The organism is Streptomyces sp. MBT65 (genome assembly GCF_016612545.1).
GTDB lineage: Bacteria > Actinomycetota > Actinomycetes > Streptomycetales > Streptomycetaceae > Streptomyces.
The window spans coordinates 12,695-37,206 of the sequence record NZ_JAENRY010000085.1; the positions used below are offsets into that span (position 1 = coordinate 12,695).

The 24,512-nt window shown below is 70.8% G+C and carries 24 protein-coding genes and 1 pseudogene; 12 read left to right on the forward strand and 13 right to left on the reverse strand.

From position 1 onward, the window contains the following. Window positions 1–32: 32 nt before the first annotated feature. The 3 genes and pseudogenes from JHN63_RS20555 to JHN63_RS20565 form a co-directional block, all read right to left on the reverse strand. Window positions 33–767, reverse strand: coding sequence for a hypothetical protein (locus JHN63_RS20555; protein WP_200682572.1), 735 nt, complete (start codon window positions 765–767; stop codon window positions 33–35). A gap of 67 nt (window positions 768–834) precedes the next feature. Continuing rightward, on the reverse strand, window positions 835–2,019 hold the full coding sequence (locus tag JHN63_RS20560) for a M20 family metallopeptidase (RefSeq protein WP_200682573.1): 1,185 nt from the start codon (window positions 2,017–2,019) through the stop codon (window positions 835–837). 115 nt (window positions 2,020–2,134) lie between these two features. Continuing rightward, window positions 2,135–2,491 (reverse strand): annotated as a pseudogene (locus JHN63_RS20565) (AbgT family transporter); the annotation flags it as partial. 113 nt (window positions 2,492–2,604) lie between these two features. On the opposite strand from JHN63_RS20565, the gene JHN63_RS20570 reads away from it, so the two are divergent. After that, a complete protein-coding gene (locus tag JHN63_RS20570) occupies window positions 2,605–3,630 on the forward strand; it encodes an Lrp/AsnC family transcriptional regulator (RefSeq protein ID WP_200682574.1) in 1,026 nt (341 codons plus the stop codon). Between the two features lie 69 nt (window positions 3,631–3,699). Here JHN63_RS20570 and JHN63_RS20575 read toward each other — a convergent pair whose 3' ends face one another. Both JHN63_RS20575 and JHN63_RS20580 read right to left on the reverse strand, forming a co-directional pair. Then, on the reverse strand, window positions 3,700–5,265 hold the full coding sequence (locus tag JHN63_RS20575; RefSeq protein WP_234477442.1) for a hypothetical protein: 1,566 nt from the start codon (window positions 5,263–5,265) through the stop codon (window positions 3,700–3,702). A gap of 59 nt (window positions 5,266–5,324) precedes the next feature. Further along, complete coding sequence (locus JHN63_RS20580; RefSeq protein ID WP_200682602.1) at window positions 5,325–6,074, reverse strand: IclR family transcriptional regulator; 750 nt, start codon at window positions 6,072–6,074, stop codon at window positions 5,325–5,327. A gap of 152 nt (window positions 6,075–6,226) precedes the next feature. Here JHN63_RS20580 and JHN63_RS20585 point away from each other — a divergent pair, with 152 nt between their 5' ends. From JHN63_RS20585 to dmpG, 3 genes are read left to right on the forward strand one after another with little or no spacing between them, the layout of a single operon-like run. Continuing rightward, complete coding sequence (locus JHN63_RS20585; RefSeq protein ID WP_200682575.1) at window positions 6,227–7,060, forward strand: 2-keto-4-pentenoate hydratase; 834 nt, start codon at window positions 6,227–6,229, stop codon at window positions 7,058–7,060. Then, a complete protein-coding gene (locus JHN63_RS20590; protein WP_200682576.1) occupies window positions 7,057–7,992 on the forward strand; it encodes an acetaldehyde dehydrogenase (acetylating) in 936 nt (311 codons plus the stop codon). Before JHN63_RS20585 ends, JHN63_RS20590 begins: the two co-directional genes overlap by 4 nt. Next, window positions 7,989–9,005: a 4-hydroxy-2-oxovalerate aldolase gene (gene dmpG / locus JHN63_RS20595; protein WP_200682577.1), complete on the forward strand. Its 1,017-nt coding sequence runs from the start codon at window positions 7,989–7,991 to the stop codon at window positions 9,003–9,005. The genes JHN63_RS20590 and dmpG overlap by 4 nt, the downstream gene beginning before the upstream one ends. Before the next feature lie 6 nt (window positions 9,006–9,011). Here the strand turns inward: dmpG and JHN63_RS20600 are convergent, their stop codons facing one another. Beyond that, on the reverse strand, window positions 9,012–9,863 hold the full coding sequence (locus JHN63_RS20600) for a helix-turn-helix transcriptional regulator (protein WP_200682578.1): 852 nt from the start codon (window positions 9,861–9,863) through the stop codon (window positions 9,012–9,014). 87 nt (window positions 9,864–9,950) lie between these two features. Here JHN63_RS20600 and JHN63_RS20605 point away from each other — a divergent pair, with 87 nt between their 5' ends. Further along, on the forward strand, window positions 9,951–10,736 hold the full coding sequence (locus JHN63_RS20605; protein WP_200682579.1) for an SDR family NAD(P)-dependent oxidoreductase: 786 nt from the start codon (window positions 9,951–9,953) through the stop codon (window positions 10,734–10,736). Between the two features lie 28 nt (window positions 10,737–10,764). Here JHN63_RS20605 and JHN63_RS20610 read toward each other — a convergent pair whose 3' ends face one another. Together JHN63_RS20610 and JHN63_RS20615 are read right to left on the reverse strand one after the other, a co-directional pair. After that, a complete protein-coding gene (locus JHN63_RS20610) occupies window positions 10,765–11,811 on the reverse strand; it encodes a YbhN family protein (protein ID WP_200682580.1) in 1,047 nt (348 codons plus the stop codon). A gap of 508 nt (window positions 11,812–12,319) precedes the next feature. Then, a complete protein-coding gene (locus JHN63_RS20615; protein ID WP_200682581.1) occupies window positions 12,320–13,978 on the reverse strand; it encodes an MFS transporter in 1,659 nt (552 codons plus the stop codon). Window positions 13,979–14,086: 108 nt separating this feature from the next. On the opposite strand from JHN63_RS20615, the gene JHN63_RS20620 reads away from it, so the two are divergent. After that, complete coding sequence (locus JHN63_RS20620; protein WP_200682582.1) at window positions 14,087–14,698, forward strand: TetR/AcrR family transcriptional regulator; 612 nt, start codon at window positions 14,087–14,089, stop codon at window positions 14,696–14,698. 9 nt (window positions 14,699–14,707) lie between these two features. Then, window positions 14,708–15,511 carry a DUF2993 domain-containing protein gene (locus JHN63_RS20625; RefSeq protein WP_200682583.1) on the forward strand — a complete coding sequence of 268 codons (804 nt, stop codon included), beginning with the start codon at window positions 14,708–14,710 and terminating at the stop codon, window positions 15,509–15,511. Window positions 15,512–15,514: 3 nt separating this feature from the next. On the opposite strand, the gene JHN63_RS20630 is transcribed toward JHN63_RS20625, so the two are convergent. From JHN63_RS20630 to JHN63_RS20645, 4 genes are all read right to left on the reverse strand, one after another. Then, the gene (locus tag JHN63_RS20630; protein WP_200682584.1) at window positions 15,515–16,153 is read right to left on the reverse strand and encodes a TetR family transcriptional regulator; all 639 of its coding nucleotides are present in this window, start codon (window positions 16,151–16,153) and stop codon (window positions 15,515–15,517) included. A gap of 123 nt (window positions 16,154–16,276) precedes the next feature. Next, window positions 16,277–16,855: a hypothetical protein gene (locus JHN63_RS20635; protein WP_200682585.1), complete on the reverse strand. Its 579-nt coding sequence runs from the start codon at window positions 16,853–16,855 to the stop codon at window positions 16,277–16,279. 150 nt (window positions 16,856–17,005) lie between these two features. Beyond that, window positions 17,006–17,884, reverse strand: a complete 879-nt coding sequence (locus tag JHN63_RS20640; RefSeq protein WP_234477443.1) for a SigB/SigF/SigG family RNA polymerase sigma factor — start codon at window positions 17,882–17,884, stop codon at window positions 17,006–17,008. 138 nt (window positions 17,885–18,022) lie between these two features. After that, entirely contained in the window at window positions 18,023–18,838 is an 816-nt protein-coding gene (locus tag JHN63_RS20645; RefSeq protein ID WP_307781934.1) for an SAM-dependent methyltransferase, read from the reverse strand. Between the two features lie 202 nt (window positions 18,839–19,040). On the opposite strand from JHN63_RS20645, the gene JHN63_RS20650 reads away from it, so the two are divergent. After that, entirely contained in the window at window positions 19,041–20,327 is a 1,287-nt protein-coding gene (locus JHN63_RS20650) for a SpoIIE family protein phosphatase (protein ID WP_307781932.1), read from the forward strand. A 40-nt stretch (window positions 20,328–20,367) separates the two neighbouring features. Here JHN63_RS20650 and JHN63_RS20655 read toward each other — a convergent pair whose 3' ends face one another. Beyond that, complete coding sequence (locus tag JHN63_RS20655) at window positions 20,368–20,700, reverse strand: ATP-binding protein (protein ID WP_374222930.1); 333 nt, start codon at window positions 20,698–20,700, stop codon at window positions 20,368–20,370. A gap of 354 nt (window positions 20,701–21,054) precedes the next feature. On the opposite strand from JHN63_RS20655, the gene JHN63_RS20660 reads away from it, so the two are divergent. The 4 genes from JHN63_RS20660 to JHN63_RS20675 all read left to right on the forward strand — a co-directional run bounded on the left by JHN63_RS20660 (window position 21,055) and on the right by JHN63_RS20675 (window position 24,486). Beyond that, window positions 21,055–21,927: a helix-turn-helix transcriptional regulator gene (locus JHN63_RS20660; RefSeq protein WP_200682588.1), complete on the forward strand. Its 873-nt coding sequence runs from the start codon at window positions 21,055–21,057 to the stop codon at window positions 21,925–21,927. Then, the gene (locus tag JHN63_RS20665; protein ID WP_033279707.1) at window positions 21,924–22,175 is read left to right on the forward strand and encodes a DUF397 domain-containing protein; all 252 of its coding nucleotides are present in this window, start codon (window positions 21,924–21,926) and stop codon (window positions 22,173–22,175) included. Before JHN63_RS20660 ends, JHN63_RS20665 begins: the two co-directional genes overlap by 4 nt. Before the next feature lie 84 nt (window positions 22,176–22,259). Continuing rightward, window positions 22,260–23,087 carry an SAM-dependent methyltransferase gene (locus tag JHN63_RS20670; protein WP_200682589.1) on the forward strand — a complete coding sequence of 276 codons (828 nt, stop codon included), beginning with the start codon at window positions 22,260–22,262 and terminating at the stop codon, window positions 23,085–23,087. Between the two features lie 355 nt (window positions 23,088–23,442). Then, the gene (locus JHN63_RS20675; protein ID WP_200682590.1) at window positions 23,443–24,486 is read left to right on the forward strand and encodes a glycoside hydrolase family 5 protein; all 1,044 of its coding nucleotides are present in this window, start codon (window positions 23,443–23,445) and stop codon (window positions 24,484–24,486) included. Window positions 24,487–24,512 lie beyond the last annotated feature (26 nt).

Consider the following 24,512-nt stretch of genomic DNA (forward strand, 5'->3'; position numbering starts at 1 on the left):
GGGAAGGGACCGCTTGGCGTCGCTGTCCGTTGCTAGCGAAGGATGTTGACCGCCCGCGCGACCACCAGGACGACGATCGACACGGAGACCGAGGACTGGCCCATCATCAGCATCTTGGCCCAGCGCGAGAGCGGCATCACGTCGGTCGGGCTGAAGGCCGTGGAGTTGGTGAAGGACAGGTAGAGGTAGTCCAGGAACGCCGGTTCCCAGTCCGGTGGCGCGGTCTCCGGGCTCTGCATCTGGACGAAGAGGAAGTCGGCGTAGGGATGGCTGCCCATGACCCGCGCCATGGGCCCGCCGCGGTCCCACTCCCAGTACCACAGGGCGAACACGATGATGTTCGTCAGCCAGATGCCCCCGCCGGTCAGCAGCAGCGGTCCGGCGGCCAGTTCGTCGGTGCCCCTGACCAGCCCGACCACCAGCCGGACCGCCGCCCATCCGTTGGCCAGGGTGATCACGCCCGTGAGGACCAGGCTCGGCCAGCGCAGCCACCGGGTGCCGGGCTCGATCCGCCGGGGGTTGGCGACGAACAGACCGACCATCAGGACGAGTTCCAGGGCCGGCAGCAGCCAGTACGGCCGGAAGGCGAGCCGGAGCGGCAGCATCAGCTGCACGGCGACCGCCACCAGGATCACGGCCGATACCGCCCACCGTGTCTCCCCGTGCGTCACCCGTCGCCACGCGGGCACCACATCGCGACCGCCGTCCTCCAGCAGCCGCTCGATCCTGGCCAGGCGGCTCGCCGGGTCGTCTCTGTCGTCCGTCATGACACCGATTGTCCCCGGACGGGGGGCGGTTCCATGACGCGCCCCACCCTGGATGGGCCGATCGCGGTCAACCCCGCAGCGGTTCGGCCAGGCGCCCCAACAACCCCGCCACCAGCGCCGTCCGCCCGGGCACCGTGTCGGGGTGGATGAACTCCCCCTGCGCATGTGCCCCGTCGCCGACCGCCCCCATGCCGCACAGCACCGGCAGCCCCAGCGCGGCGACGAAGTTGGCGTCACTGGCGCCGCCGACGGCGGTGTCGCGCAAGGGGGCGCAACCCTGTTCGCGGGCGACCTCGCGGGCGAGGTCGAGGAGCGGGGCGGAGGCCGCGTTGAGGGTCATCGGGGGCCGGTTCCAGGCGTGGTCGATCTCGATGCGGACGCGTGGGTCACTGACCTTGATGGCGTCCAACTCCTGGTCCACCCGGTCCTGTTCGGCCGCGCTGCTCACCCGGATGTCGACACCGGCGGTCGCCTGCCCGGCGACGACGTTGACGGCCGAACCGCCCCTGATGAGCCCGGTGTTGATCGTGGTGCCCTTGTCCGGGGCGGCCACCGCGGCAGCGGCGACCACGAACTCGGACAGCGCGGTGATCGCGCTCGCCCCGTCCTGGGGCGCGAGCCCCGCGTGGGACTCGACACCGGTGACCGTGACCTGGAAGATCCCGGTGCCCTTGCGGGCGGTCTTGACCGCGCCGTGGGCACTCGGCTCCAGCACCAGCGTGACGTCGGCCTTCCGCGCGACCTCCTCGATCACCGGCCGCGAGGACAGCGAGCCGATCTCCTCGTCGCCGTTGAAGAGGAAGGTGACGGTGGGCAGGAGCGCACCGCTCTCCCGGGCCAGCTTCAGGGCCCAAATGCCCTGCGCCAGACCGGTCTTCATGTCGAAGATGCCGGGTCCGCTCAGCCTCTCCCGACCGTCCTCGGCCGGCCCCGGCTGTACCCATCCGGCGAGCGTCCCGGTCGGCCACACGGTGTCGTAGTGCCCGACGAGCGCGACATGCCCGGCGCCCGTGCCGCCGTAGGTCAGGGTGAGCGTGTCGCCGCACTCGCCTCCGAGGTGGCGCTGCTCGTGGTCGGGGCGGCCGAGCCGCTGGACGGTCAGGTCGCGCAGCAGATCCAGGCCGGTCGCGAGGCCGGGAAGGTCGTAGCTGCCGGTCTCCTGGTGGACGAGGGTCAGGATGTCCTCGACGATCCGCGAGGAGACGTCCTGGGCGCGGGTGGTGAGGGCGGCGGGTGCGGGTGACGCGGTCATGATCTGCCTTCTTGTACGACGGTGGGGGCGCGGGTTCAGCCGATGCCGAGCGGGATGCCCAGCAGGTACCAGGCCACGAAGAACGCGACCCAGACGACGACGATCGGGATCGTGCTCCGCTCTTCTCGGCGACGGCGATGCCGAACATCACGGTGAGGATGGTGGCCAGCGGCGGGAAGGCCGCGTAGTTGTCGACGGCTCCTTCGACGGCCATGGTGAGGCCGTCCCCGCTGAGCAGGTTCCGCACCGTGACGGTCTCGTGCGTGCCGGGGTGCACGGCGCTGAGACCGGTCGCCGCCAGGACGGCGCTGAGGACGGCGACGACGCCCGCGAGGATCCAGAACAGCCAGAATGGGTTGGGGAGTCGGTTGCCGATCTTCTCTATCGCCGTCAGGCCCCGGAACGCGGTGCGCAGGACTCTCGACCGGGGCTCGGTGGACGAGGGCTGAGGTTGAGCGGAGGTGACACTCATCGGTACCTCTTGGCGCGATGGGGGGATGTTCCTGCGAACAATGGCACTCAGGTGAGAGATTCTCTATAGCCTGGGCGTAACAGTGGGATTAAACGGCACCTTAGAGTGAGGTCATGACCCGTCCCCTCCTCGACGAGCTCGACCGGCGCCTCATCGGCGCGCTGCATCTGGCGCCCCGGGCCACCTGGGACGACATCGGCGAGATCCTGGCCGCCGACGCCGGCACGCTCAAACGCCGTTACGACCGTCTGCACGAGGCCCACATGGTGCGCGTGATCGGACAGGCCGACTGGGGCGTCCACTCCACGGCGATGCCCGTCCATGTCTTCCTGGACATCACCGGCGAGAGCCCCCTCGCCGTCCTCCACCGCCTCCGCGACCTGCCGCATCTCCAGTTGCTGGCGCAGATCTCGGGCGACTACCCGCTCTACGCCGTCGTGCACGCCCCGTCGGAGGCGGCGACCAGCGAGGCGATCGACCGGTTGTTCTCCGTTCCCGGCGTCCGGCGGGTCAACGCCCTGCCCGCGCTCAGCACCCTGCGCCGGGGCCGGACCTGGGACCCGCAGTTCCTGGACGACACCGAGCGCGCCGACCTGCTGAAGCTCGCCGGTGCCCGCCCCGAGGGCACGGCGACCGCGACGCCCCCGGCGAAGCCGCTCAGCGAGGCCGAGCGGAATGTCGTGGCCCAGTTGCTCCAGGACAGCCGCGCGTCCGCCGCGAGCATCGCCCGCACCGCCGACCTGGCCACCTCCACCGCGCACCGCGTGGTCCGCCGGGTCCTGGACGAGGGCTGGGTCAAGCCGCGGCTGGAGATCGTGTCGGAGTGGCTGGGCTTCCGGACGGCGTTCATCCTCCGGCTGCGGGTGGCGCCGGGCGCGACCCCCGACGTCATGCGCCGGATGGACCGGCTGCCCCAGACGCGGCTCGCCGCGCATGTCGCCAGCGACATGTCGGTCCTCGCCACCGGCCTGGTCACCGACCGCTCCGCCCTGGCGCTCTTCGTCGACGACGAGCTGGCCGGCATCCCCGGACTCCTCGGCGTCAGCGTCGCCGTGATGCTCGCCGAACCCCGCCGCTACTGGCTGGACCGCGACCTGACCACCGGCCTCGGCGCGTTCCACGCACCGACCCTGCTGTGAGCGAACGGCGGGTGGCCCGGCACCGAAGTGCCGGGCCACCCGCCGCGCTCAACTCCCGGTCCGCACACGTCAGCCGGTGCCGAACGCTCCCGTGCTGTAGGCGCACTCCGTGTAGATGTAGCCCGACCTGAGCTTGGCCGTGTCCGAGGCCGGCGTCGCGCTGGAACTGTCGGGACGGTGCACGAAGTACGTCGTGCCGGTCGGCAGACTGATCGTCTTCTGCGGGTAGTTCTTGCCGGAACTGCACGGCTTGAAGCCGGACAGCAGGGTGGTGGTGAGGGAGTACGTGGTGCAGCTTCCGCAGCCCTTGAGGCTGAAGCTCCCGGTCACCGGGCCGGTGTACAGGACGGTGATGTCGTCCGGGCTGTCGTTCTTGACCGTGACGGAGATGCTGCCGCCGGACGCGGTCGTCGGCAGCTTCTTGCCCGCGGCCGGCACCGTCTGCGCGATCTCCGCGGCGATCGCTATCTTCTTGGCCCGGGCCCGGTTCTTGTCGTGCGGGTTGTCCTTCACGAAGGCGTTCATCGTGTCGAGCGCCGAGTCGAAGTCGGCGTCCTTGTACTGCGAGACACCGCACTGGTAGGTACCGGCGGCGGCCTGGCTGTCGGCGCGTCGGGCGTCCGCGCCGAGCGCGTCGGCCACGCCCGCCTGATCGCCCTGGAGGCTGCCGATCTGCCCGGAGAGGGACTTCAACTGCTCGACGGCCGCGCAGGGTTCACTGCCGCGCACCCCTTGGGCCGTCTTGTCGACGGCGGACTTGACGGCCGGTTCGACCTGCTTGGCCTGCGCGGACTGCGGGAACGTGGTCAGCAGGTACCCGAAGTTCGTCGGCCAGTCCGCGCCCTTCGCGCCGAGCGCGGTGGCGGCGCACTCGTACAGGGAGGTGGCCAGCCGGTCGTCCGGCCAGGTGGTCAGCGTGCCCAACTGCTTCTTGTCGATGGTGCCGGGGACGGTCCGCAGATACTTCAACTGGGGTATCGCGTCACAGTAGTTCTTCTGCGTGTAGGCGCCGGCGACCGTCGTGTAGAACGTCTTCAGCCGGTCGGGCACCTTGCCGGCCGCCCGTGAACCGGAGTGCGCGGTGCTCAGATCGTCGTAGACGCCGAGCGCCTGGCGGTAGCGGGGTTCGGCCGTGGAGAACGGCAACGTCCCGTTCTCCGCCACGAGTTGGTCGGCCGTCTCCAGCCGGTCGAGGAGCATCTGCTCGGTCGCCTCGTCACGTGCGTTGTCGTACAGCACGACTCCCCCGGCCGGTACGGCGAGCAGGACCAGGCCCAGCACGAGTGCGAGGGGCAGGGGTGCGGGCCAGGCGATGCGGGTGCGCAGGCCGACCAACGCGCCGTGGACGGCGGCGAACACGAGGAACACGACGTACAGGGCGACGAGGACACCGGAGACGCCGTCCGGGTCCGCGGGCAGCGCCACCAGCAGCAGTACGATCGTCGCGACCCAGCACGCCGCCATCAGCAGCCAGCGGCGCGTCAGCGCGTAACCGAGCCCGAGACCACTGAGGTTGAGAAGTCCGACCACGGCGGATCTGAGTCCGTCCGCTGGCGCGGGCGGCGGAGCGGACGGCATGGGTGGGACGGCGAACCCCTGATAACCCTGATAACCGCCGTACTGATCACCGGACATGATTCTCCCCCCGAACAACTTCGCCCCCGTTACCGTGACTTGTCAGTGTACGGTCGGGTTCACCGCGTGGACAGTGGGTTCCGTGCCGCCCCTCCGCCGCGCAGCACGCGTGACAGTCCCAGCGCCGCCGTCCGTACCGCCGGGGCGAGTTGGGCGGGCCGGAAGCGGTTGCGCGGTACGGCGACGGAGAGCGCGGCGACGGCGGTGTCACCGGCGAAGACCGGGGCCGCGATACAGCTCACGCCCTCCGCGGCCTCCTGCTCCTCGTAGGAGAGACCGGAGACCTGGATCTTCTCCAGGGCCGTGCGCAGCCGGGCCGGGTCGGTGATCGAGTGCGGGGTGAGGCTCGGCAGCGGCCGGGACAGCACCTCCTCCGTCAACTCGGCGCCGGAGAAGGCCAGAAGGGCCTTGCCGACGGCCGTGCAGGTCAGCGGGAGGCTGCCGCCGATGCGGGAGGGCAGCCGCAACGCCTCGTGGCCGTGGATGCGTTCGAGGTAGACCACCTCCATGCCTTCGCGGACACCGAGGTGGATGGTCTCGCGGGTGGCCTCGATCAGGTCCTGGAGGAACGGCAGGGCCGTCTCGCGCAGATCGCGCCGGTGCGGCACCAGCGAGCCCAGCTCGAACAGCTTCGCGCCGAGCAGATAGCGCGGGCCCGAGCGCTCCAGCCAGCCCAGCCGGACCAGGTCGGCGGCCAGCCGGTGGACCGTGGGCTTGGGCAGTCCGGTGCGCTCCGAAAGTTCCGACAGACGGTACGGTTCGCCGCTCGGGCTGAAGCAGTCGAGGATGAGCGCGGCTTTCTCCAGCATGCTGCCGTTCTTCTCCTGCATGCTGCCGCTCTCGTTGTTCCGTGTCACGGAACAAACATTGTCCCCTTGCGGGGATGCTGTCTATACCGACGGGTGTACCCGCACCGCACCGATGGGTGTATCCGCACTGCCGCTCCCCCAGGAGGTAACCCGTGTCCACCGTGCCCGACGGCGCCCGCCCGGACGCCGTGTCCCCGGCCGTGGTCAAGGCCGCCGACCTGCTGGCGGAGGCCACCCGTACCGGGGTCGCCTGTCCGCCGGTGAGCGATCTGCTCGACGGTGGCGACCTGGAGACCGCCTACGCCGTGCAGCAGCTGAACGTCCGGCGTGGGGTGGACGCCGGCCGCCGGATCGTCGGCCGCAAGATCGGTCTGACCTCCCCCGCCGTGCAGCGTCAACTGGGCGTGGATCAGCCGGGCTTCGGCGCGCTGTTCGCGGACATGGCGGTGCCGGACGGCGGCGAGGTGCCGCCGGGCCGGCTGCTCCAGCCGAAGGTGGAGGCGGAAGTCGCGCTGGTCCTCGGCCGGGATCTGCCGGAGCGCGAGTGCACGATCGTCGATGTGCTGCGCGCGGTCGACTTCGCGCTGCCCGCGCTGGAGATCGTCGACAGCCGGGTGCGGAACTGGGAGATCTCCCTGGTCGACACAGTCGCGGACAACGCCTCCTGCGGTCTGTACGTCCTGGGCGCCACCCCCGTACCGCTGACCGCCGTGGACCTGCGCGCGGTCACGATGACCATGAGCCGGGGCGGCGAGACCGTCTCCGAGGGCACCGGCGCCGACTGTCTCGGCAGCCCCCTCACCGCGGCGGTCTGGCTTGCCTCCGCCCTCGCCGAGCGGGGCGACCCGCTGCGCGCGGGCGACCTCGTGCTGACCGGCGCCCTCGGCCCGATGACGCCCGCCGCCCCGGGAGACACCTTCGAGGCACTCATCTCGGACCTGGGCTCGGTACGGGTCCGCTTCGCCACGGAAGGGAACGGCAAGTGACGACCAAGGTCGCCATCATCGGCTCCGGCAACATAGGTACCGACCTCCTGATCAAGGTCCTGCACCTCTCCGACACCCTGGAGATCGCCGCGCTCGCCGGCATCGACCCGGACTCCGACGGCCTGGCCCGCGCCCGCCGCCTCAAGGTCGCGACGACACACGAGGGCGTCGAAGGACTGATCAAGTTGGACGAGTTCGCCGACGTCGACCTCGTCTTCGACGCGACCTCGGCCGGCGCCCACCGCCACCACGAGGAGGTGCTACGGCCCCTGGGCCGCACCCTCGTCGACCTCACCCCGGCCGCCCTCGGCCCGTACGTCGTCCCGCCGGTCAACGGCGAGGCCCACCTCGACGCCCCGAACGTCAACATGGTCACCTGCGGCGGCCAGGCCACGATCCCGATCGTCGCCGCGGTGGGCGCGGTCTCACCGGTCCACTACGGCGAGATCGTCGCGTCCATCGCCTCGCGCTCGGCCGGGCCCGGCACCCGCGCGAACATCGACGAGTTCACCGAGACCACCTCACGGGCGATCGAGGCGGTCGGCGGCGCCGCGCGCGGCAAGGCGATCATCGTCCTCAACCCGGCCGAACCCCCGCTGATCATGCGGGACACCGTGCACTGCCTGGTCTCCGACTGCGCGACCGAGGCGGTCACCGCGTCCGTCGAGGAGATGGTCGGCCGAGTCCAGGCGTACGTGCCCGGCTACCGGCTCAAGCAGAAGGTGCAGTACGACAAGGTGGCGGCCGACGACCCGCTGCGCAGCCTCGCGCCGGGCACGGGCGAGCTGCTCAAGGTGTCGGTGTTCCTGGAGGTCGAGGGCGCCGCCCACTACCTCCCCGCCTACGCCGGGAACCTCGACATCATGACCTCGGCCGCCCTGCGCACCGCGGAACGCATGGCATCACGCACCGGCAAGGAGACCGCCAAGTGACCCCGTCCCTCTACGTCCAGGACGTCACCCTCCGGGACGGCATGCACGCCGTGCGCCACCGCTACACCGTCGACCAGGCCCGCGCGATCGCCGCCGCCCTCGACAGCGCCGGAGTGGCCGCCATCGAGATCGCGCACGGCGACGGTCTTGCCGGCTCCAGCATCAACTACGGCGTCGGCGCCCACACCGACTGGGAGTGGATCGAGGCCGTCACCGACGTCGTACAACAGGCCGTCCCCACAACGTTGTTGCTGCCCGGCATCGGAACCGTCCACGACCTCAAGCAGGCCCACGCCCTGGGCATCCGCTCGGTACGGGTCGCCACTCACTGCACCGAGGCCGACATCTCCGCCCAACATATCGCGGCGGCGCGGGAGTTGGGCATGGACGTGGCCGGGTTCCTGATGATGTCCCACATGGCCGAGCCGGCCGAACTCGCCCGCCAGGCCAAGCTGATGGAGTCCTACGGCGCCCACTGCGTGTATGTCACCGACTCCGGGGGCCGGTTGACGATGGACGGGGTACGGGACCGCTTCCGCGCATACCGCGAAGTCCTCGCCCCGGAGACCGAGTTGGGCATCCACGCGCACCACAATCTCGCACTGGGCGTGGCCAACACGGTCGTCGCGGTCGAGGGCGGCGCGATCCGCGTCGACGCCTCCCTCGCGGGCCAGGGCGCGGGCGCCGGCAACTGTCCGCTGGAGGCGTTCGTCGCGGTCGCCGACCTCATGGGCTGGAAGCACGGCTGCGACCTGTTCCCCCTCATGGACGCGGCCGACGATCTCGTACGACCGCTTCAGGACCGCGAGGTACGGGTGGACCGCGAGACCCTCAGCCTCGGCTACGCGGGCGTCTACTCCAGCTTCCTGCGCCACGCCGAGACCGCGGCGGCCCGCTACGGCCTCGACACGCGCAGCATCCTGGTCGAGGCCGGGCGGCGGGCGATGGTCGGCGGCCAGGAGGACATGATCACGGACATCGCGCTGGACCTGGTGGCGGGTGCGGAGGGCTGATCCCGGTCAGGGGGCGATGTCCATCCGCTGGGTGCCGATGACCGACAGCAGCCGCAGGGCGCTCTCGGACGGTGAGCCGGGGACGGTGGTGTAGATCACGACCCGCTGATCCCGGTCCGCGATGTCCAGGACATCGCAGTTGACGGTGACCGGGCCCACCAGCGGGTGCTGGAAGGTCTTGCGGAAGGTGGGCGCGGCGGTCACGTCGTGCGAGTTCCACAACTCGGTGAACTCCTCGCTGCCGGCGAGGAGTTCGGCCACCAGATCGGTCAGCTCCGGGTCGTGGGGGTAGCGGGCGGCGGTGGCCCGCAGATCGTGGGCGGCGCGGCGGGCGAACTCGTCGGCGTCCGACACTCCGTACAGCCGCCGCCCCTCCGGACGCGGTCCGAGGAAGACCCGGCGCACCAGGTTGCGGTCGCGCCGGGGAAGCGCCGAGAAGTCCTCCATGAGGGCGGCCGCGAGTTCGTTCCAGGCGATCACCTCGTACGTCGCGGACATCACGAACGCGGCGGCCTGCGGCAGCCGGTGCACCAGGTCGAGGATGCTCTGCCGCACCTCGCGCGAGGGACCGGGCGGGAGGCTCGGCGGCACGCCGGCAAGGTGGTGGAGGTGGTCGCGCTCGGCGTCCGTCAGGCGCAGGGCGCGGGCGAGCCCGGCCAGTACCTCGCGCGAGGGATGCGGGCCGCGGGCCTGCTCCAGCCGTGTGTAGTACTCGGTCGAGATGTACGCCAGTTGCGCCGCCTCCTCGCGGCGCAGACCGGGGGTACGGCGGCGCGGTCCGGCCGGCAGCCCCACATCGGCGGGGGTGATCCGCTCACGCCTGCTGCGCAGGAAGTCGCCAAGTTCTCGTCGATCCACACCCCCAGTGTGTACGGGCGCCGGCCTCTCCAGCCAGGTACTGCCGATGCCTGGATGAGCCGTGGAGATCGGCGCAGGCTCGCTGCCATGGACAACACACCCACTCCTCCCTTCCCCGGCCTGCTGGCCGACAAGGTCGCCTTCGTCACCGGCGCCGGACGCGGAATCGGCGCGGCGGCGGCACGGCTGTTCGCCCGCGAAGGCGCCCGAGTGCTGCTCGCGGCCCGCACGGAGGCCGAACTGAAGGCGGTCACCGAAGAAATCCGGGCGGCCGGCGGCACCGCTGACTACGTGGTGTGCGACCTGGCCGACGCGACCAGTGTCCGCACGGCCGTCGACCGCACCGTGGACCTGTACGGCCGACTCGACGTGGCCTTCAACAACGGCGCCACGATCCAACGCCCCGGCCCGATGGACGAGTTGCCCGAGAGCGACTTCGACCACGTCTACGACGTGAACCTCAAGGGCGTCTGGCTCGCCATGGTCGCCCAGGTCGCAGCGATCCGGGCCACCGCCAGAACCGGCGCCATCGTCAACAACTCCTCCGTCGGCAGCCTGATGGGCAACCCCGAACTGCCCGTCTACGGCGCGATGAAGCGCGCGGTCAACAGCCTCACCGAGTCGGCCGCCGTCACCTACGGCCCGGAGGGCATCCGCGTGAACGCCATCGCCCCCGGCAACACCCTCACCGAGATGATCCGGGCCTGGGAGGCGGAGTCCCCCGGCCTCCAGGACCGCCTGACGGCGCACACTCCCCTGCGTCGCGCGGCCGACCCCGACGAGATCGCCCAGGCGGCGGCCTGGCTGCTCAGTGACCGCGCGTCCTTCGTGACGGGCACGGTCCTGCGGGTCGACGGGGGCGCGCGGGCCTGAGGATCTCGGGCCTGAGTGTCCGGCTCCGCTAGACGGCGGGCTCCCGGCGGTTGTGGCGACGGATGACCAGCCACGTTATCCAGCCGACTCCGATGATGAACCCGAAGCTGATGATGCGGTAGAGCACGACCGTGGCGATCGCGGTACTGGTCGCGACGCCGCCCGTGACCAGTCCGAGGATCAGCGCGCTGTCGATGAGGCCGAGGCCGCCGGGGATGATCGTGAGGGTCCCGGCGGCCATGCCCGCGCAGAAGGCGAGCAGCAGTTGGGCGTTGCTGATCTGCGTGTCGCTGATGGCGTGGAAGCACAGCCACAGACAGCCCGCGTCGAGCAGCCAGTTGAGGACGGCGAAGACGGCGGCGGCGACGGCGTGCCGGGGTTCGAGCCGGGCGGTGCGGAGCTGCTCGACGAAGCCGCGGACGCGGTCCAGGCCCTGGGTCTCGGGGACGTGCCGCAGCCGGTTGACCCGGGCCAGCGCGGCGCGGGTGGCCGGCTCGACCTTCTCGGGGTGGCGGGTGATGCGCCGGATGCCGACGGTGAGCAGCAGGACGGCCAGGCCGAGGGTGACGAGGCTGTGCCACTGGAGGCTGCCGTCGGAGGCGATCGCGGAGATCGCGGTGACGACGGCCAGGGCCGCCGCGGAGAGCAGGCCGGACAGCGCGATGCACCAGGACGCGACGGCGGGCGTGGCTCCGAAGCGGCGCATCTGCTGGTAGTTGAAGTGGGTGGAGAAGGCCGGGCCGCCGGGCAGCGTGACGCTGAGCGAGTGGGCGGCGTAGGCCAGGGCGACGTGCTTCTGGATCGGCACGATCACCCCGGCCGAGCGCAGCAGTCGGCGTTGCATGCGCGCGTAGCAGCCCATGGCGGCCACTTCGGCGACGAGCGCGACGGCGAACCAGTTCAGCCGGGGTGCGCGCAGTTGCGACAGCGCGGCGGCCAACGACGGCCAGCCCAGGACCAGTTCGACGCCGAACAACGCGAGCAGGACCGTGATCACCACTGGTCGCAGCCAGCGTCGGGTGCGATGCGGCGCCGCGTCGGCCGGTTCGATGGCGGTGGTGTCCGGAGCGTGCACAGGCAGGACCGTCGATTTCGTGAAGGGGGCTTCAGCCGTCGGGGACTCCGGCTCCGCCCGATGCGGGGCCGGTGTTCTCCGAGCGGGCGAGGGAGCGGGTGCCGGGGCGGAACGCGTCCAGTTTATGCATGATGGTCCGACCGGCCCGCGGTTGCCCCCGGATGCCGATACCGAAGGGGCCGAGGCCGCACGGGACTTCTGGACCGAGTCCGCGTGCTCGTGGCCCCGGCCGGCTTCCGTCGTCGGCGCCGCATGCGCCTGGCCTCGAACGGCCTCCGCCGGGGCGCCGCGTGCTCTTCGTCGCGTCCCGCCTCCGCCGTCGGCACCCTACTCTGCTCGCCGCCTCCGGCATCCGACGATGGAAGCGCATGCCCTGGCCCCGGCCCCGGACGGTCTCGTCGGCACCGCATTCTCCTCGTCGCGTCCGGCATCCGCCGCAAGCACCCCATGCCCTGGACCCGGCCGGACTCCCCGTCGGCGCCGCATGCCCGTTGTCGCGGCCGGCTTCCTACGCCTTAGGCTCCGCGTGCTGCTGCTCGCGGCTGTTCTCCGCCGCCGTCGCCGACTCCCCGTGCTCCTGTTCACGGCCGGCCTCCGCCACCGTCCGCTCGGGCTTGTCCGCGGTACGCCGGCCCGGCAGTACCGCGAGGACGATCATCGTGCCGGCGGCCATGATGATCCCGCCGACGAGGCTGGTCTGTGCGACACCGTGGGCGAAGGCCTCGTGTACGGCGTCCACCAGGGCCTGTGCCTGCTGCGGTCCGGCGGACGGTGTCTTCGCGATCTGCTGGGCGACCGCGAGTCCGCCGCCGACCGAGTCCTTGGCGGTGTCCAGCGCGGCGGCGGGCAGCTGGCCGCCGACCAGGTCGGTCAGCCGGTCCTTGTAGGTGGTGCCCAGCAGCGAGCCGAGGATGGCGATGCCGAGGGAGCCGCCCAGCTCCAGCGCGGTGTCGTTGGCGCCGCCGCCGACGCCCAGCTCGCTCTCCGGGAAGGAGCCCATGATCGTGTCCGTGGCCGGGGAGACGCTCAGCCCGATCGCGAAGCCCAGCAGCAGCATCGTCGGCAGGAAGGCGCCGTAGCCAGAGGTCTTGTCGACCTGGGTGAGCAGCAGGACGCCCACGGTGCCGAGCACCATGCCGGTCACCACCATCGGCTTCATGCCCAGCTTGGGGGTCAGCCGCCCGGTGACCGCGGCGCCGGCGAACACGGCACCGGCCAGCGGCAGCAGTCGTACGCCCGTCTCCAGCGCGTTGTAGCCGAGGACGAACTGCAGGAACTGCGTGGCGTAGTAGATCGCGCCGAAGGTGCCGAAGAAGAAGAACAGGACCGCCGTCATCGAGCCGCTGAAGGGACGGTGGGCGAACTTGCGGACGTCGAGCATGGGGTGCGGGTGGCGCAGCTCCCAGGCCACGAAGGCGGGCAGTCCGACGGCGGCGACGACGGCCGCGGTGACCGGACCGGCGCCCCAGCCGAAGTGCGGGCCCTCGATGATCGCGTAGACCAGGCTGCCGACCGAGACGATCGAGAGCAGACCGCCCACGTAGTCGATGCGGTCCGTCGTGGCCGCCTTGGACGGCGGTACGAGGACCAGGGCGCCGACCACCGCGACGAGGGCGATGGGGACGTTGATCAGGAACGTGGAGCCCCAGGCGTGGTCCTCGAGGAGCCAGCCCGCGACCAGCGGGCCGACGGCGATGGCCAGGCCCGAGGTCGCGGTCCAGGCCGTGATGGCCCGCGCCCGCTCGCGCCTCGGGAAGATCGCGACCAGCAGGGACAGCGTGGCCGGCATGACCACGGCCGCGCCCACCCCCATCACCGCGCGGGCGGTGATGACCAGTCCCGTCTCGTGCACCAGGCTGCCCATCACCGATCCGCCGGCGAAGATCACCAGTCCGGTGACGAGTGCGCCGCGACGGCTGTACTTGTCGCCGATCGAGCCCAGCACGAGCATCAGAGCGGCGTACGGGACGGTGTAGCCGTCGATCACCCACTGGAGATCGCTGCTGCTCAGGCCCAGGTCCGTGGTCATGTCGGGGGCGGCCACGATCAGCGAGGTGTTCGCCATGACCACGATCAGCAGGCTCAGGCAGAGCACGATCAGGGCGGACCAGCGCCGTGCGTACGGCCCGGTCATCTTGTCGACGGGTGTGGTGGCGAAGAGCGGCATCGCAAGCTCCTAGGAGGACATTAATTGCTCACTGATGTGCAGGCTAGTTTATTGCCCATTGGTGTGCAACTATGCCGGAACGGACCAGCCGTACCAGGAGGTGTCGAGGTGACCGGCCGCAGCAGCGCCAAGGCGCGCGCCACCCGCGCCCGCATCCTGGAAACGGCCCGGCGGGAACTGGGCCGCGACCCCGACAGCAGCCTCGGTGACATCGCGCAGGCGGCGGGCCTGGCCCGGCGCACCCTCTACGGCCACTTCGCCGGGCGGGCCGCACTCGTCCACGGCCTCGCGGCGGACGCCGGGGACGCGGTACGGCGGGCGAGTGCCGCCGGCCGGGCGCCGACGCCGGACCCGGTGACCGCCCTGGCCCGCTTCGTCCTCACGCTCTGGCCGGTCGGAGACCGTTACCGCATGCTCATCGCCCTCGCCCACCGCGACCTCGGCCCCGACGCGGTCGACGCACTGCTCGGCCCGGCCCGTGACACGGTCGCCGGGATCCTCGCCCAAGGACAGCGGCAGGGCGACTTCCACACCACCGTCCCGCCGGTCCCCCTCACCAGGGCCGTGGAGGCACTCCTCCTGTCGCTGCTCGACTGCGTCAACTCCGGCCGCTGGACCGACGACGGCACCGCCGCCGCCACCGCGGCCCTGATCGCCGCGGGCGTCGGACCCGACCTCGCGGCCACCACGGTTCACCGCCTCCGACCTTCGTCCCCTTGAAGGAGACCCATGCACGCGTACGACCACGCCGACACCGCGTTCCCCGCGGACGGGCACCCGCCCCGGAGGAACCGGCGCCCCGTCGCCGTCGCCGTCGGCGCACTGATCGCACTGCTCCTCGTGCCCCTCGCGGTCGACCGCTTCGCGAGGGAGCGGGTGGAGTCACGTACGGCCGAGGCGTTCCAGGAGGGCATGCGCACCCCGTCGGCGCCGGCGGTCCATGTGCGGGGCTTCCCGGTGCTGACGCAGTTGATGTCCGGCACCCTGCGGCACGTGGACATCACCGCGCACGACATACCGGCGAGCGAGGCCACCGGCCCGCTGCCGGTGTCCGAACTCTCCCTTCGCCTCGCGGAGTTGAGGAAGTCCGACGACGACACGGAGGCGCTGGCCCGCTCGGCGGAGGCGACCGCCCTGCTGTCCTACCCGGACCTGTCCGACACCCTGGGATGGGAGATCTCCCGGGGCACCCGTCCCGACCAGGTGCGCGCGAGCGTCCCCTTGCCCACCGGTGACGCCGTCGCCGTGACGGCCACCGTCTCGGTACCGTCTGGCAACCGCATCGCCTTCAAGGACTTCCGGGTCACGGGCGGTCTGCTGCCCGGGGTGGGAGGAGCGGCTCTCGGCCGGGTCTTCGAGCGGCCGATCCAGCTCCGGAACATCCCTCAGGGCCTGCGCCTGCGGTCCGTCACCTCGACGGAGAGCGGGCTGGTCGCCCGTCTGACGGGCGAGTCGGTCGCCTTCCGATCCGCCGACGACGCGCGGAGCGGCGGGACCTCGCGGAGCAACTCGTCGTACAGCAAGGGCATTTGACCGTCAGTCCGCCGCGGGCGCGACCTCGTCCACGACGACCCGTGCCTGCTTCTCCGGCACCCCGGCCGCGATGAGCGAGGCGACCGCCGCCCGGGTCCCGTCGTCCTCCAGTTCCCCGGAGTTGACCTCTTCGAGCAGGGCGATCGTCATGGCTTCCAGGCCTGCGGACAGCACGGCGGGCGGCAGTTGGGTGTGGAAGACGCCGTCGCGCTGTCCGCGGTCCAGGATGGTGGTGGCCGCGCGGCGGGCCGGGGCCAGGATCTCCGTGACGCGCTCCTGGCCGAGGTCACGGCGGGCCAGCGCCAGGAGGAGCCGATAGCGGTCCCCCACGGTCCACATCGACAGCACGAAACGCGCGAACGACCGGTCGGCCGACTCGGCCCCCGGACCGGACGGCGCCGGGTCGGCGGACAGCACGCCCCGCAGGGCCTCCGACGCCTCCTCGGCCAGCGCCTCCAGCAGCGCCTCCCGGCCGGGGAAGTGCCCGAACAGGGTGCGTCGTACGACACCGGACGCGCGCGCCAGTTCCTCCAGGGTGATGTCCGGGTTCCGGCCGAGTTCCCGGCGGGCGGTGGCCAGGATGCGTTCCCGGTTGGAGCGCGCGTTGCTTCGCTGGGGGACACGGGCCGGGGGCTTGGTCACGGACAACCTCGGTGAAGTGCGGGGACTACGGAGCGGGGGCGAGCGGTACGTCCAGTCTGGCACGCGCCCTCGGCCCCCTCACGTCACGGCACCGCGGGCGCCGGACGATCTCTCCCCCGTCCGTCAGTAGTAGGGGCGCAGATAACGGTCGAGCCGGGACTGGGCCTTGCTCACGCTCAGCCCGAGCGCGTTGCCCAGCGCCTCGTCCGACACGTCGTCGGCCTGCGCGCCGTAGGCCGCTTCCTTGCCCACCCGCCCCGCCATGCGCTCTAGCATGGCCACCGCCTTCAGCGCGGCCACCGGCGCCGTGTCCGCGAGCGCGTCGAGCCGCTCCGCCAACTGCTCCATCAGCTCGGAGAGTTGCTCCGGCAACGGGACCGTACGGCGTTCGACGGCGCTGATGTGGTCCCACCAGTCCTCGTACGCGTCGGAGGTGTCCAGATCGTCGAGATCGTGGTCCTCCACCTGGTCCCAGTCGATGGGGTGGCTCTCCCCGCGCCAACCACACGCGCACGAAGCCCTCCAGCCCGCCGCCTCCGGGCGGCCCAGCCGGCCGTTGTAGGCCCACCACTCACGCGTCTCCAGGCCACAACTGCCGCTGCCCACATCGATGTACACCGACTTCGGCTCACTGCCGTCGGCGAGGACCGCCCCCACGATGCCCTCGTGGGACTCCCCGAACTCCTCACTCCGCCACGCCACAACTCCCCCTTCCGGCAACCCCGCGACGGCCGGGCCGGCACCGAGGTGCCGGCCCGGCCACAGTACGAGGGTGCCGCGGAACGGACGTCCGGGGAGGGTGAAGTCACCCAACAACCCGGTTCGTTGGACCGGAAGGGCCGGAGGAGCCCGTCAGGCGACCGCGGGGTCGAGCAGCCCCGCGCGCAGGCGGCGGAGCATCCGGCTGATGAGCCGGGACACATGCATCTGGGAGATGCCCAGTTCCTCGCCGATCTCGGCCTGGGTACGCTCCTCGACGTAGCGCATGTGGATGATCTTCCGCTCGCGCTCGTCCAGTTGGGCGATCAGGGGGGCCAAGGAGCTGAGGTCGTCGACCAGTTCGAGCCCCGGGTCGTCCGCACCGATGACATCGGCCAGCACGGTCTCGCCCTCGGCGCCCGCGTCGGAGCTGAGTGCCGCGTCCAGCGAGGAGGAGGTGTAGCCGTTGGACGCCTTGCGGGCCTCGATGACCTCTTCCTCGGTCAGGCACATCAGCTCGGACAGTTCCCGCGTGGTGGGCGAGCGGCCGAGGCGGGACCGCAGTTCCTCGGTCGCCTTGGCCAGCTCGACCCGGGCCTCCTGCAACCGCCGGGGCACGTGGACGGCCCAACTGGTGTCGCGGAAGAAGCGCTTGATCTCGCCGACGATGTAGGGGACGGCGAACGACGTGAACTCCACCTGCCGCGAGAGCTCGAACCGGTCGATCGCCTTGATGAGTCCGATCGTGCCGACCTGGACGATGTCCTCCATCTCGTTGTTGCTGCGGCTGCGGAAGCGCGCGGCCGCGTAGCGCACGAGGGAGAGGTTCATCTCGATCAGGGTGTTGCGCACGTACTGGAACTCGTGGGTGCCTTCCTCCAGCGAGGTCAGCCGGTCGAAGAACTGGCGCGAGAGCTCCCGCGCGTCCTTCGGGCTCACCTTCGACGGCTCCGCGATCAGCGGGAGAGGCCCCCCGGCCGTCACCCGCTGCTCTGCCGTGGCGTGTACCTCCACTGCCGTCACGGCTGCCATGTCGCCCACCCCATTCGTCGAAGGAACTTCCGTCATGAGGCCCCTGCCCCGCTTCTCGCGACTCACTCCCCCTGATTCCGAGAAATTCGGGGCGCGCACCTCGTTCCGCGGAGAAGGACCCGCCGAAGTGCCCGCGGTCTACGCGCTCTTGCGGCCGACGCCCGCGTAGACCCAGTACTCGGAGGGGTTTTCCGGGATCTCGTCCGCCGGGTCCGGGCGCCACAGGGGGACGTAGGTCAGACCGGGTTCGACGAGGTCGAAGCCGTCGAACAGGCCGAGGATCTCGTCGTGGGAACGGGCGGTGACCGGTGAAGTGGCCTTGGAGCTGTACAGCTTGCCCACGGCCGCCGCGGTATCGGGACGGTCCTGGTTGGTGGCGTGACTCAGGGCGAGCCAACTGCCGTCGGGCAGCTCGTCGCGGAAGGCGGCGACGATGCCGGCCGGGTCCTCGGCGGGCGTGACGAAGTGCAGGATCGTGATCATCAGTACGGCGACGGGCTGCTCGAAGTCGATCAACTTCCGTATCTGCGGCGCGGCCAGGACATCGGCCGGTCTGCGGATGTCGCCGTCGACGATGTCCGCGTCCGGGTTGTCGGCGAGGAGAGAGGTGCTGTGGGCGACGGCCACCGGGTCGTTGTCGACGTAGACCACCCGGGCTCCGGGGCTCGCCGCCTGCGCGACCTCGTGGACGTTGCCCTGGGTCGGGATGCCCGAGCCGAGGTCGATGAACTGCCGTACCCCGGAGGCGACCAGGAAGCGGACGGCCCGGCCGAGGAAGTCGCGGTTGGCGCGGGCGAGGGTGCGTACCTGGGGGTCGATCGCCGTGAACGCGGCCAATGCCTCGCGGTCTATGGCGAAATTGTGTTCACCGCCCAACATCGCGTCGTACATTCGAGCGACGCTCGCTTTGTGCGGATCGATCCCCTGCGGCAGGCCACCACGGTCCGGCACCACAACTCCCCTTCGCCCGAAGATCTTTGACACGTCATCATATAGTTGCCGACGAAAGCACGGCAGACCGCTTGTCCCCACGCCACGCGGCCGGTGCTCCACCCGGAAAGGCACGACCCTGCGGAACCAACCGCGCAGTCACCACGGTGACGCACCCCCTGCCGGGCCCCCACGCCGCAGGCAGGCCTTCGCCCCCGCCGCGGACGTGATCGGCTCGGAGCTCGACCTGCGGCTGACCGGCAGCCATGTCGTGCACGCGCTGACGCCCGGGTTCTGCGACGCGGCGTCGGTGTATCTGCTGGAGCGCTGGGTGCTGGAGGAGAACGCGTATCCCGCCGTGGATCCGCCGCAGATCGAGGCGCGCCGACTGGCGGTGCGGGTGGGCGCCGAGGCGGCGGAGAGCTGGGACGGCATGCTGCCGGTCGGTGAGGTGGTCGTCTTCCCGCGCGAGACCCCGTACGCACGCGCCCTCGCCTCCGGGCACTCGCAGGTGCTCGACGGGGTGGACAAGCACACCTCCGATCGGCTGCTGGCCTCGGCGGGCGGCGACGCACAGCGCATAGACGATCTGCTGCACACGGCGTCGTTCCTCGTCGTGCCGCTCCAACTGCGCGGCGCCACCGTCGGGTTCATCGCCTGCACACGCGGCCCGGAGCGGGATCCGTTCCTGCCCGTCGAGGCCGTGGCAGTGGAGTCGCTGGCGGCCCGGGCCGGGGTGGCCCTGGACAACGCGCGCCGCTACGAACGCGAGCGGCGCACCGCGCTGGCCATCCGCAACAGCCTGCTCCCGGACCCGGCCCAGGCCTTCCCCGGCTGCCGTATCGCCCACGGCTATCTCCCGGCCGGCCAGGGCAACATCATCGGCGGCGACTGGTTCGACGTCCTGCCCCGCCCCGGCGGCCGGGTCGGTCTGGTCGTCGGCGACGCGATGGGCCACGGCCCCGAGTCCGCCGTGGCCATGATCCAGTTGCGGACGGCCGTGCGCACCCTGGCCCGGCTCGACATGGAACCGGCCGAACTCATGCGCCGCCTGGACGAGTTGGCCTACGACACCCCGGGTGCGTCGTTCGCGACCTGCATCTACGCCGAGTGGGACGCCCGGGCGCACACCTGCACCCTGGTCGGCGCCGGCCACCCTCCGCCGCTGCTGCGCGGCCCGGACGGACCCGCCCTGCCGGTCACGCTCGTCAGTCCGGGACTGCCGCTGGGACTCGGCACGGGCAACTACGAGGCCACGGTGCTGACCATCGACGAACCGGCTCTGCTCCTGCTGTACAGCGACGGGCTGGTCGAGTCGCGGCACGCCGACATCGACCAGGAGATCGCCGGTCTGGCCCGGGCCCTCGACACGGCCGCCGCCGAGCCCACCGGGACCGACGACCCGGAAGGGTTCCCCACGTTGTGCGCGCGGCTGCTGCGCGCGCCGTCCGCTGCCCCCGGGGCGGACGACCGCACGCTGCTGCTGGCCGAGTTGACGCCCGCGACCACCTGAACAGGCCGCGGGCGTCCTCGCCCCCTCCACGTGTCCGGCTTCAGCAGCCGGTGGACAGTATCGCCCACACGGCCTTGCCGCCGGTGAGCGCCGATCTCTCGACCCCCCACGTCTCCGCGATCGCCTGCACGATGAACAGTCCGCGCCCGCTCTCGTCGTCGACGCACGGCACACAGCGGGTGAGGTCGCCGCCCGTGTAGTCGTGGTCGTGGACCTCGATGCGCAGACTACGGTCGGTGACGAGCCCGACACCGCACAGGAGCCGCGCGCTGGGCGTGTGACACACCCCGTTGGTGGCCAACTCGGAGATGAGCAGCACCGCGTCGTCGCGCACCTCCTCGGGCAGGCCCCACTTGGCCAGTTGCGCACCCATGACGTGCCGGGCGGTCCGGACGCCGGAGCGGTGGGCCGGAAGTTCCAGCCAGTGCGCCAGGTCAGGGCTCGCGACGTCTAAGAGCTGCGGGGAGGGAGTCGTGTGGGGGGACACGGTGGTTCGCCTTCCATCGGGGGCGGGCGCAGGCGGGAGACGCACAGCATCAGCAACCGGCCTGCCGGACTTGGGGAGTTCCGGCGACGGGCCTAGATCGCTCACACAAGTAACTATGCCCATAGCTCAGTTCAAGCTGCAACCGACTCCCTGATAATTTCAGAACGACGGTTTCTGTCTGGCGGCATCAGCAAGTCGCTGTCAGACTAAGGCCGGTGACAGTCCCTCAGGAGGTTGGGCGTGAGCGAGGCTCGTTCGGGCACCGGCGCCGGTGCACCCACTGTTCTCCGCATGATCCTCGGCCGACGGCTGCAGGACCGGCGGCAGGGTGCGGGCGTGTCCCTGGAGAGCGCCGCCAAGGCCCTGCGGGTGACCTCCCTGACCATCCGCCGGCTGGAGAAGGCCGAGGTCGGCCTCAAACCGCTCTACGTCGAGAAGCTGCTGGAGACCTACGGCGCCGACCGCCAGGAGATCGAGGAGTTCGTCGCCCTCGCCGAACGGGCCAACGAGCCCGGCTGGTGGCACGCCTACCGCGATGTGCTGCCCGGCTGGTTCACCGCGTACGTGAGCCTGGAGACCGGCGCCAGGACCCTGCGCACCTATGAGCCGCACTACGTCACGGGACTCCTCCAGACGTACGACTACGCGCGGGGCGTGCTGAGCGGCGGCTTCCCGAACGACAACGACGAGGATCTCGAACGGCGGGTGCAGTTACGTCTGCGCCGGCAGAGTCTGCTGGAGAGGCCGGACGCGCCCACGCTGTGGGCGGTGCTGGAAGAAGCCGTGCTCCACCGGGTGGTGGGCGGTCCCGCGGTCATGCGGGACCAGATAGACCGGCTCCTCGAGGTTTCGGAACTGGACCACGTCAGTGTCGACATCGTCCCGTTCTCGGCGGGTGCCCACGTCGGGGCGTGCGCACCCTTCACCTATTTCCGGTTCAGGGAACCGGAGCTGCCCGACGTCGTCTACAGCGAGATCCTCTCCGCCTCCATGTACCTGGACCAGCGATCCGATGTCGTGGCCCATCTGGAAGCGCACAACAGGATGTCGCTGCTGACCTCCTCCGCGGACAGCAAGGCGCTCTTGAACCGCATGCGCAAGGAGTACTCATGACCACCACCGACGACAAGGTCTACAACGGGATGCCCGCGTCGAACCTCGGCGAGCAGGGCTGGGAGTGCCCCTGGAGCGGTCCCAACGGGGGTCAGTGCGTGGAGACGAAGCAACTGGCCGACGGGCGCGTCGCGTTGCGCCAGTCGACCGATCCCGCCGGACCCGCGCTGATCTACACGCCCCAGGAGATGGCCGCGTTCGTCGACGGGGTCAAGCGGGGCCTGGCCGACCATCTGATGGCCGGCTGAACCAGAGCACGGGCGTGGGGACTTGAAGCCGACTCGGCTGCGACCTGCCCGAGACGCCGACGTACACCTATTGAGAGGGAGAGCATGACCAACGCCCACGCCGCGCGGGACATCGACACCAGCAGGCCGCACTCCGCCCGCATGTACGACTACTACCTGGGCGGCAAGGACCACTTCGAGGTCGACAAGCAGGCCGCCGAGGCGGTCTCGAACATCTTCACCGGTGTCTTCGTCGCCGCCCGGGAGAACCGCGCGTTCATGCACCGCGCGACCCGTGTCCTCGCCCAGGAGCACGGCATCCGCCAGTGGCTCGACATCGGCACGGGCATCCCCACCGAGCCGAATCTGCACCAGGTCGCCCAGTCCGTGGTGCCCGAGGCCCGGGTGGTCTACGCCGACAACGACCCCCTGGTCCTGAAGTACGCCGAGCGCCTGATGCGCAGCACCAAGCAGGGCCGCACCGCGTACGTCCAGGCGGACGTCAACGACCCCGAGACACTCCTCAACTCCCCCGAAGTCGCCGAGGTACTCGACTTCGACCAGCCGATCGCGCTGTCCCTGAACGCGCTGCTGCACTTCGTCACCGACGAGCAGGACCCGTACGGGATCGTGGACCGACTGCTGTCGGTCCTGCCGTCGGGCAGCGCCCTGGCGATCAGCCATGTCACCGCGGACTTCGACCCCGAGCCCTGGGCGAAGGTCGTCGCGATCTACGAGGAGGGCGGGACGTCGGTGAAGGTTCGTACCCGGGACGAGGTCGCGCGTTTCTTCACCGGGCTCGATCTGCTCGACCCGGGCCTCGCCGTCGGCCACCGCTGGCGCCCCGACCCGGTGAGCGAGGACCGTGACGAGGCGGACGCGCCCACGGACGCCAAGGTCAGCCTGTGGACCGGGGTGGGCATCAAGCGGTAGCCCCGCCATGGGGAGCGGGCCACGTTACGTGCGGGCCCAACGGCGTTACGTGCGGGAAACCTTGACGAGGGCGGTGCCGGATGCCACGATTCCGGCGCCGCCATGTTTGCGTAAACATTCGGATGGAGCAGCGTGTTTACGCAAACATCCTCGCGCGGCCGGTGACGGAGAGAGGGAGGAGGCCACCGGCGAGCAGCGCCCACCACGCCTGCACTCCCCCAACTCCACCGAGCCCACCGGGATTTGGGACGACGAGCCGATGTCATCCGTCCCGCCCGGTATCTGTTCCGACGGCCGCTCAGCCGCGCGCAGGCCTCGCCATGCGCCGAGTCGCCATTCCTGAAAGGGCAAGTCGATGCGCACCATCCCCGCCAGAACCCGTCTGCGGGCCACCTTCGTGGCCGTCGCGATCGCCGCGGTCACCGGCACCACGCTGGCCGGCAGCCCCGCCTCCGCCACGCCGAGCACGAACACGTCCCAGTTCAAGGGCGTCAACTGGGCCGACCCGCGCGACAATTACGCCGACGACCCGGTCGTCCTGTCCGGACTGTCGCTCACCGACACCTACGCCCAGACGTACGCCAAGGCGACCCGCGTCATCGCGGCGTTCCGCGCCAACCTCGGCGCCAACACGGTGCGGCTGCCCATCAACCCGTACACGGTGAACGGCAGTTACTGGAAGTCGTACCGCGGTGTCATCGACGCGGCGACGGCGCAGGGCTTCAAGGTCATCGTCTCCTACTGGGAGGGGACGGGCGCCAACAAGGACGGCTTCATCGACGACCCGGCCACGTACTGGCCCATGTGGGACACCGTGGTGAAGGCGTACCGGCACAACGAGCGCGTCTACTTCGAGCCGATGAACGAGCCGCACGGCTACACCGACGCCGAGTGGGCCGACCTCGCCGCCAAGTGGCTGGACACCTACCGCTCGGTGCCGCGCAACCGGGTCTTCGTCAGCGGCGCCGGCTACAACGACCACGTCACCACGGTCTGTGCCGACCCGCGCCTGAAGGGCACTTACCTCTCCCTCCACCACTACGGCTTCTGGAAGGACTACGCCACCTACGACCAGTGGGTGAGCGACCTCAAGGTACGTCTCGGCGACTGCGCGAACCGCACCGTGGCCGACGAGTTCGGCGCCCCGATGACCACGGGCCTGAACTACAACGTGCCGACGCCCGCCGACAATTCGGTCAACTTCATCCAGGCCGACACCGACACCTTCCGCAAGCTCGGCATGGGGTCCGTGTACTGGCCGGGGCTGCGCACCGACGACACGTACTCGATCCAGAAGCTCATCGGCGACGCGGCCCGCCCCTGGCTGGTCACCACCAACCAGTCCGGCGCCGACCGCCTGGCCTGGGCCTGGGGACGCGGCAAGCCCGTGAAGTCCTGAACCGACGGCCTGATCCGATGCCCTGA

Bases quoted from the DNA above. Each gene is read 5' to 3' on its own strand.
- JHN63_RS20670 (WP_200682589.1), top strand. From the start codon at position 22,260: ATGACCAACGCCCACGCCGCGCGGGACATCGACACCAGCAGGCCGCAC.
- JHN63_RS20675 (WP_200682590.1), top strand. From the start codon at position 23,443: ATGCGCACCATCCCCGCCAGAACCCGTCTGCGGGCCACCTTCGTGGCC.
- JHN63_RS20640 (WP_234477443.1), bottom strand. From the start codon at position 17,884: ATGGCAGCCGTGACGGCAGTGGAGGTACACGCCACGGCAGAGCAGCGG.
- JHN63_RS20570 (WP_200682574.1), top strand. From the start codon at position 2,605: ATGACCCGTCCCCTCCTCGACGAGCTCGACCGGCGCCTCATCGGCGCG.
- JHN63_RS20665 (WP_033279707.1), top strand. From the start codon at position 21,924: ATGACCACCACCGACGACAAGGTCTACAACGGGATGCCCGCGTCGAAC.
- JHN63_RS20655 (WP_374222930.1), bottom strand. From the start codon at position 20,700: ATGGGTGCGCAACTGGCCAAGTGGGGCCTGCCCGAGGAGGTGCGCGAC.
- JHN63_RS20580 (WP_200682602.1), bottom strand. From the start codon at position 6,074: ATGCTGGAGAAAGCCGCGCTCATCCTCGACTGCTTCAGCCCGAGCGGC.
- JHN63_RS20555 (WP_200682572.1), bottom strand. From the start codon at position 767: ATGACGGACGACAGAGACGACCCGGCGAGCCGCCTGGCCAGGATCGAG.
- JHN63_RS20625 (WP_200682583.1), top strand. From the start codon at position 14,708: ATGCACGCGTACGACCACGCCGACACCGCGTTCCCCGCGGACGGGCAC.
- JHN63_RS20605 (WP_200682579.1), top strand. From the start codon at position 9,951: ATGGACAACACACCCACTCCTCCCTTCCCCGGCCTGCTGGCCGACAAG.
- JHN63_RS20615 (WP_200682581.1), bottom strand. From the start codon at position 13,978: ATGCCGCTCTTCGCCACCACACCCGTCGACAAGATGACCGGGCCGTAC.
- JHN63_RS20575 (WP_234477442.1), bottom strand. From the start codon at position 5,265: ATGTCCGGTGATCAGTACGGCGGTTATCAGGGTTATCAGGGGTTCGCC.
- JHN63_RS20560 (WP_200682573.1), bottom strand. From the start codon at position 2,019: ATGACCGCGTCACCCGCACCCGCCGCCCTCACCACCCGCGCCCAGGAC.